At 57.4% G+C, this 7,255-nt stretch carries 4 protein-coding genes and 2 pseudogenes; 3 read left to right on the top strand and 3 right to left on the bottom strand.

What is annotated here, in order from left to right; genetic code table 11:
• Both GOW98_RS25060 and GOW98_RS26440 read left to right on the top strand, forming a co-directional pair.
• A pseudogene (locus GOW98_RS25060) lies at window positions 1–665 on the top strand (IS6 family transposase); the annotation flags it as partial.
• 84 nt (window positions 666–749) lie between these two features.
• The gene (locus tag GOW98_RS26440) at window positions 750–962 is read left to right on the top strand and encodes a transposase (RefSeq protein ID WP_170337322.1); all 213 of its coding nucleotides are present in this window, start codon (window positions 750–752) and stop codon (window positions 960–962) included.
• 226 nt (window positions 963–1,188) lie between these two features.
• Here GOW98_RS26440 and GOW98_RS25050 read toward each other — a convergent pair whose 3' ends face one another.
• The 3 genes from GOW98_RS25050 to GOW98_RS25040 form a co-directional block, all read right to left on the bottom strand.
• The gene (locus tag GOW98_RS25050) at window positions 1,189–1,482 is read right to left on the bottom strand and encodes a hypothetical protein (RefSeq protein WP_170337321.1); all 294 of its coding nucleotides are present in this window, start codon (window positions 1,480–1,482) and stop codon (window positions 1,189–1,191) included.
• Window positions 1,479–5,351, bottom strand: coding sequence for a peptidoglycan DD-metalloendopeptidase family protein (locus GOW98_RS25045; protein WP_170337320.1), 3,873 nt, complete (start codon window positions 5,349–5,351; stop codon window positions 1,479–1,481). Before GOW98_RS25045 ends, GOW98_RS25050 begins: the two co-directional genes overlap by 4 nt.
• 504 nt (window positions 5,352–5,855) lie before the next feature.
• On the bottom strand, window positions 5,856–6,803 hold the full coding sequence (locus GOW98_RS25040) for an ornithine cyclodeaminase family protein (RefSeq protein ID WP_170337319.1): 948 nt from the start codon (window positions 6,801–6,803) through the stop codon (window positions 5,856–5,858).
• A 291-nt stretch (window positions 6,804–7,094) separates the two neighbouring features.
• On the opposite strand from GOW98_RS25040, the pseudogene GOW98_RS25035 reads away from it, so the two are divergent.
• A pseudogene (locus GOW98_RS25035) lies at window positions 7,095–7,202 on the top strand (IS6 family transposase); the annotation flags it as partial.
• Window positions 7,203–7,255: the final 53 nt, after the last annotated feature.

Raw genomic sequence — 7,255 nt, 5'->3', positions numbered from 1 at the left:
GAGATCATCCGCCTTGCGGTGATGCTGTACATCCGTTTCCCGCTCTCGCTTCGGAATGTCGAAGATCTGCTGCATGAGCGAGGCATCGACGCGAGCCACGAAACTGTCCGATATTGGTGGAACAGGTTTGGCCCGATGTTTGCTACCGAGATCAGACGGAAGCGTGTTCAGCAACTGCGCGTGTTCTCCAAATGGAAGTGGCACGTGGATGAGGGTTTCGCGAGGGTGAATGGCAAGCGGCATTATCTTTGGCGGGCCGTTGATCATGAAGGCGAGGTGCTGGAAGCCATTGTCACCAAACGCCGAAACAATCAGGCTGCACTGAAATTCCTCAGGAAATTGATGAAGCGGCACGGAAAAGCGGAAAACGTCGTCACAGATCGCTTCGCTTCCTACAAGGCTGCGCTCAGAGAAATGGGCGCGCTCGAAAAACAACAGACGGGCAGGTGGCTCAACAACCGCGTCGAGAACTCGCACCTGCCGTTTCGACGAAGAGAACGGGCCATGCTGCGTTTCAGGCGTATGCGAAGTTTGCAGAAATTCGCCTCCGTCCATTTTTTATCTACAACCACTTCAACCAGGAAAGATCGCTGACCAGCCGAGATACCTTCAAGCTGACCCGCGCCGCCGCTCTTAGCGAGTGGCGACAACTTTGTTCCGGATAGGTTCGCGGTTTCCGAGGCAAACTGAGACTGGTTCGAATTAGTCTGACAGCACCTCTCGATGCGCCCTAGGTCATCGGCTGGACCATGAACCGTGCGAAGTTCGACACTTATGTCGAAACCCAGCTCACGCCGACGCTTTCGAAAGGCGATGTGATCATCCTGGACAACCTATCCAGCCACAATAGCCAGCACGCCGCGGACGTGCTTCGCGATCGCGGCGCGTGGTTCTTGTTCTTGCCGCTGTACTCGCCCGATCTGACCCTATCGAGATGGCCTTCTCGAAGCTCAAGGCCTTGATTAAGAAGGCGGCCACCCGAACCATCCACGATCTATGGAATGCCGTAGGTCGCGTTTGCGCGCTGTTCACTGACGAAGAATGTTTCAACTTCTTCATAGCCGCAGGATACGGGATAGATAATACGCAAACCACTCTAATTGGCCGGGCTGCCGCACGGAAACGCAAAAACCGACTCAACGGCAGGAAGGGGTTATTTTGGTGTGTTTCAAGCCGCGCACAATGCAGCTACGTGCCGGTATCTATTCGGGCCATGAGACATCGCAGCATAGCGTGCAGGTCTTCTGGCAGGTCGGGCGCGCGGTAGTTGGCGCTGTCTCTATCAACCTGGCTCGACTGCTTTAGCTGTTTGTCCAGCTGAGCGAGCGAGTCGCGTTGCGCCAGTTGACCGCAGATGCGCATTTCCGGCCGGATTTCGGGTTTTGGAGATGCGGTTCCGCTGTTTTGCGCCGAGGTGCTGGAAGTAAAAAAAAGTGTGAGCGCCGCAAGGCCGGTCAGCAGAATATGCGTCATCTGTGTCATGGTAATATCGCCGTGTTGATGCTGTCGTTGTTGTCGTCCTCAATCAATTCCGCCTCGCCAGCCCGGACCGACACGGTGTTCTCGACAAACGCAAAGGCCGGGGAACCTGTCGCGCCCGCGGCGGCAAAGCCCCAGAACCGAATGCTGCGCACCGACCCGGGGGCGATGTCGCCGATATCGAATTCCGCTGCGGATGCGGTTTGCGACAGGGTTTCGATCGAGATCAGCGACCCTGTCGGCGGCAGATCAAGCGGAAACGGGAGAAGCGCTGCCGCGCCATCCGCGTTCAGCAGGTTCAGGGCCATGGTGTCACTAACCCGGACATTGCCGGCAACCGCCGGTCCAGCATTGGCGACGTCAACCGTGTAGAGGATGAAATGGAGCAAACGGTCGCCGAACGGCCAGGTGAAATCCTCGGCCGATTTGGTGACCGAAAGGTCGACGCCTAAGCCGTGTTCAGAAATCTGCTCGACGTCGATCGAGTGGGCTCCGGTCACGTTGCCTTCAGGCCCCAGCGTCGCCGCGGAGTAAACCGCTGTGACGTCTAGTTGTTCGGTGCTCTGAACAACGACCCAACCTTCGTAATAGGTTTCGCCCTCGGGTGGTGCGCCACCGAGCGCATTCAGTTCCAGATCGGCGCAATCCGTCTTCACCGCCTGGTCATAGCCGAGTGTGTCCTCGCCAATCTCGTGAATTCTTCCCGGCCGCTGTTCAACCGGCGGAAACGCGAGTGCAAGCTTTTTGAAAACCAGCGCCTCGTTGCCGCCCGGATTGTGAATGTTGACGGTTGTCGCGTAGCGTCCCGGCACCAGACGCCCGTTCTCGGGGTCGGGCTGTGAGCCGCACACCACCTTGGCCGAATACTGCCAGGCGAATGGGCGAATATCGATCTCGAGCTCGTAATCGATCCCCGAGCCGTCCTCCGGGTTCGAAACCGCGACATAGAACCGACCCGGCGGCACGGTGAGTACCATTTCCTCGATCCCGCCCGGACCCCAGCCTGCGCGGTCAGGGTTGAGCATCTGTAGGCCCTCGTTCAGCAGATATACGTCAAGGTCTTCAAAAGCCTGAGCCGCCTCGAGCCGGATGAACACCCTAGCCCGTGTTTTGCTCTGGAACCGGTAGATGTCCTCGACCGGATCGCCGCGCACTGCGACGGTGGGGGCCTCGACTACCGATATCGTGCCGGAAACGATGGTCGGTGGCGTCACGGCATGGTGCTCGGCAAGCCCGTCATTTGGCTCTGCCTCGCCGACCGCGCCCGAGGGTGTCGGCGGATTCAATTCGATGGTTTCGGGTATTGGCAGGATGTCGCCTAGTACCTGTCGGCTGTGGAAAATGACATTTGTTTGCAGCATGCCATCCAGCATCACGTTGCTGAACCCGATCGGCAGTCCGTCGTCGTTGTTCAGGCTCGGTCCGTCCATCAGCTGAAAATGCAGATGTGGCCCGCTGCTGTTACCGGAATTGCCGACCATGCCGATCACGTCACCTTGTTCGACGCTGCAGACCTGCCCCATTCCGCAGGATCCGATCATTCCGAAATTCGCAGGAATGGAGCCCGGGATCATGTGGTAATAGTTCGAGACCGTTCCGTTCGAATGCTGGATCGAGATGAAATTCCCGGGCGCCGGGACACTCGCTAGGCGTGGACCCGGGCGCGGGTTGCTCGGCTGGCTATTGTCGAGGCCGACGATGTCGCCATCAGCGATCGCGATCACCGGCTGGCCCCAGATGTAACTGTCGGTGTTCTGCCGGTTGTCGATACCCTCGCACGCATCGTCGAGGGGGCGGGACAGGTTTCCGTCGGCGTCCGTGACGCCGATATCATAGGCGTAGCGCTGGTTGTTGGTCGCGCTCGGGTTATTCAGGCTGTTCACGAAATGCCGGTGATGGGTTTCGATATCGCCAAAGCGAAGCTCATGCGCAACAGTGATCCGGTAGTTCAGAACCGGCGGATCGGGCGCTGTCTCGTCGTCGCCGTCGTCATTATCGTCAAGCGCCGCACAGGCGTCGTCGTCGGGAAGCGAGACAAACAGTTGCGGCGGCGTAAGCGGGAAGACGTAGGTCGATCCGTCGGTAAACGGAATCGGTGCGAATGTCGGGGTGGGAATCTCGTTGAACGAAAGCGTCCATTCCTCGCCTGTGTCGACTTCGCGCACGTCAAGCTCGACATCCACGCTTGCGGGCGGGTCGCCCGCGAAGGGCAACAACCGGTCGTCATCCGCCAGCGCCTCGTCCGGGAAGGCAACGATGACGCGGGTTGCTGGCGGGATCTGTGTGGCGTTGGAATCCAGCAAACCATCCTCCCTCAGCCGCATCAATGCAAAATTCCCCTCGCCCGAAGCGTTGGTGGCGCAGCCGCCCAAAACCACGCGGTTGCCTGATGCGATCGCGACCGAAGTGGATCGCGTGCCGGTCTGATCAGGCGTGTCCGGATGTTCCAGTGCGACAATGCCGTTCTGGTCAAAATCCTGGTCCAGGTCGCCATCATCGAGCAGACGGACGGCCGCGAACATGTCGGAGGTGAATATGGAGACAACGATCCTGTCCTCCGCATCGATCGCAACATCGCCCGCGCCGACAAGGCCGGGAAATCCAAAATCCCTCACCATGATTCCCGTGCCGGCTTCAGCCGGGGCAAGCGTGTCGTCAAGTTCGCCTGAGGATGTCATTCGAACGATGGCGGCCTGGGCCGAGATGCCCGGACCCGGGGACACGGTGCCGACGGTGACGATCCGGTCGTCACCGTCAATGGCCATAGCCAAGGGTGCGGCCCGGTCGACGCCCGGAAAGGCGACATCGACTCGGCCTGCCGTGCCAAAATCCTCGTCGAGCATGCCGTCGGACAGAAACCGCGCGACGAACCATGTCCGGTCTTCGAGTTCGTCGTCTTCATCGACAATCAGTTCCTGCAGCGGACCGAACCAGCCGGCGACGTAGATGCGCTCCTCGTCGTCCAATACGACTGCGCTGTATGTCGACACCATGTCGTCGGGCAGGAAATCCTCGACCATGATCTCGGCATCATTTGCACTGATGATGCCAAGCGTCGCCCGTGGCTCGTCCTCGACCTCGGTGGAGCCGACGGCGATCATGCTGCCTGACAGCAAAGCGAGATCGGCTATTCTGCCGTTGTCTGTCTCGGGAAACAGAATCTGAGTGCCGAAAAACGGCTCTACCACGCCATTCGTATCGATCCGAATGACGGACCACCACGACAGCAGGTCGTCATCGGACGGAACATCCAGCAGCCACGCCTCGCCGCCAGCCCAGATATTGCCAAGAGCATCGACCGCGATGGCGTTCACGCCATGTCTGATCGTCCCGTTTTCGACGATCGGATTAGCGATCGACACCGCTTCCAACCCGTTGGCCGAGAAGGCGTCGTCATTGTCTCCGTCCTCGGTATAGCGCGACAAAAGCGATCCGTTCGGCAGAGCGGACGGCGATGCGAATGGGATGAGCGGTTCGCCGCCGTCGTCGACGAATAGCGTCGAATTGGTCCCTGACCCTCCGGCGTAGAGCAGACCATTGGAGTCGATCACGATGTCCGCAACGCATTGATCGCCGAATGAGCCGAAATCGTCGAGCCGTCCACCGGTTTCATCAAATGCCGGAGGCAGGGCCGCTCCGGCTGTGTCGGTCCGGCTGAGTACCGCAAAGGACAGGTCGCGTTGTCCCACGGTCGCGGTTCCCAGTTCCATGCCATCGGCATCCCTGTAGGTGACACGCGCCTCGAGCATCTCAATGGCCTCGGTGCCGCTGGTGAAGTCGAGGTCGAAATTCAGCCAGTTGCCATCGTCATAGGGCTCCCAAGTCCCCATGAAATTTGCGGGAAAGGCGTTGTTCAGTGGCTGGGCACGCATCGTTGTTTCCGAGATGCCGGACGCAATTGGCGCGTCAACATCCTGGCCGGACGCGGTTGACGCCACGATGCCCGATATAAGCGTGATCCCAATAGCAAAACGAAGTCTGTGCTTAAAACGATCTTGGCCCATAATAATAAACCTGTTCGAAATTAAGTGCGCCCAATACTACCATAAAATGTATCTTTTTGCACGCGTCACGCCTTAACGCGACTTTGGGTGTGTAAAGTGTCTGTCATCAAATGAAGTGGTCTGATTGAGCTGACAGCGTTCGGATTGGCCTAGCTCATTGATTACCCGTGGTGCTGCGCGATCGATTGAAGTCCGCTTTGGCGGGCTGCGTTGCAGCAACAAAGTGGCTTGATGAACGGCAGTTAAGGGCCGCAAGTGACTGCGCAGTGATCGCCGTGGGCGTGAGATGCTGCTTCGCCTCTTAGGTCAGCTGTGAGCCCAAAGCGACCATTTCATCTTCTAATCCCAAAGTGCATGTTTATGTCTTTGGCCTCACTTCACCGGATTGTCAGAGGCCCGCCGAACCGCGAGAACCGAAGCAGCATAATCCCCCAATGAAATCCCTCTGAAGGCAAAAGCAGCCGGTTTGTTGCGCACTCGGATGTCGACTTTTCCAGTGACCAATTCCGTCAAATCGCCAGCAATTTGCTCGTATGGCAACATAGGCTTGTCGCTTTCCAATTCCTGTAGTCGGTCGTCAACTATTACCGTTTCGAAAGCAGCCATGCCTGCTGGCATCCACGGAATGCAGACATCCGTTATCGCCGCGAAGCCAGTCGGTTTCAGCCATCGGGCGTCCAAGAAAGGTTCAATAGAGTAGTCCAAGGTTATCGATGTCACTATCAGATCAGCATCACTCAAGGCGCCTTTAGCATTGGTGCACGATTCAGCTTCCAGCCCCAGGCCTCGGGCATAACGACAAAGCTTGTCGGCATTCTCCTTACCTCGCCCGAACACGCAGATTCTTTTCAAGGGAAACAGTTCTGAAAACGCAGCAAGATGGGAGTGAGCTTGCACACCCGCACCCACAAAAGCCACGGTCTCAGCATGAGGGTCAGCAAGCCTACGCGCTGCCACCACTGACAGAGCGGCAGTTCTGACAGCCGTAATCCAATTCGCTCCCAAGACCGCGCGAAGTAGTCCGGTTTGCGCATCCATAACCATGATGGCCCCGTTTATCGCGGGAAGATCCCTAGCCGGATTTTCCGGACACACTGTAACCTGCTTGGTTACGATGAAACCATCATCTCCCATTGCCAATGTAGACATTGCGTATCGCCCGTCGCCGGGCAAGATGACTGTCTTGGGAGAAGTGTGAAGCTTTCCGTCTACCTTGGCGATTAGGGCGGACTCGATGGCATCGGCAACTTCAGAAGGTTGGATGCCCAAACTCCCGAGGTCCTTGTCAGACAGATAAATTAGCGCGTTCCCAGAGGTCATGGTGTTCCCCACCTCAGCAAATTGGCTTTCTGACAAAATACATTGTTTTCGGCTGTTCTTGCTATCGGTTTGCCTTTGCAGAAGTAATTTAGCAGTGACTTTCTATCGCCCGGCCCGAAGCGAACCTATGCTCAGTCCCAAGTCACTTGAACTTAGACGCCTGTCCAGCACCAAAAATCGACTAACATAGGCAATTATGGTAGGCTGTTGTCATTCATTCTAAGTCACCGGGAGGGTCTTGTCAGATTAACTTTACTTGAGCGGGGCAGGGCGAGTGCGTAGCGTTTGGGAATGACCAAACCTGCCGCCTTCAAGTATTTCAAAACCAGTCCCGAGATCATCCGCCTTGCGGTGATGCTGTACATCCGTTTCCCATTGTCGCTTCGGAATGTCGAAGAGTCTTGTCAGAAGAACTTTGCTTGAGCGGGGTAGGGGTGTTGCGTAGCTTTTGC

This window comes from Ruegeria arenilitoris, from assembly GCF_013032445.1.
GTDB lineage: Bacteria > Pseudomonadota > Alphaproteobacteria > Rhodobacterales > Rhodobacteraceae > Ruegeria > Ruegeria arenilitoris_F.
Note: the sequence above shows the minus strand (reverse complement) of the source record. Positions and strands in the feature narration are given on the sequence as shown.

What these genes read in the sequence shown, in the direction of transcription:
- GOW98_RS26440 (WP_170337322.1), top strand. Translation starts at nt 750, where the DNA reads ATGAACCGTGCGAAGTTCGACACTTATGTCGAAACCCAGCTCACGCCG.
- GOW98_RS25040 (WP_170337319.1), bottom strand. Translation starts at nt 6,803, where the DNA reads ATGACCTCTGGGAACGCGCTAATTTATCTGTCTGACAAGGACCTCGGG.
- GOW98_RS25045 (WP_170337320.1), bottom strand. Translation starts at nt 5,351, where the DNA reads ATGCGTGCCCAGCCACTGAACAACGCCTTTCCCGCAAATTTCATGGGG.
- GOW98_RS25050 (WP_170337321.1), bottom strand. Translation starts at nt 1,482, where the DNA reads ATGACACAGATGACGCATATTCTGCTGACCGGCCTTGCGGCGCTCACA.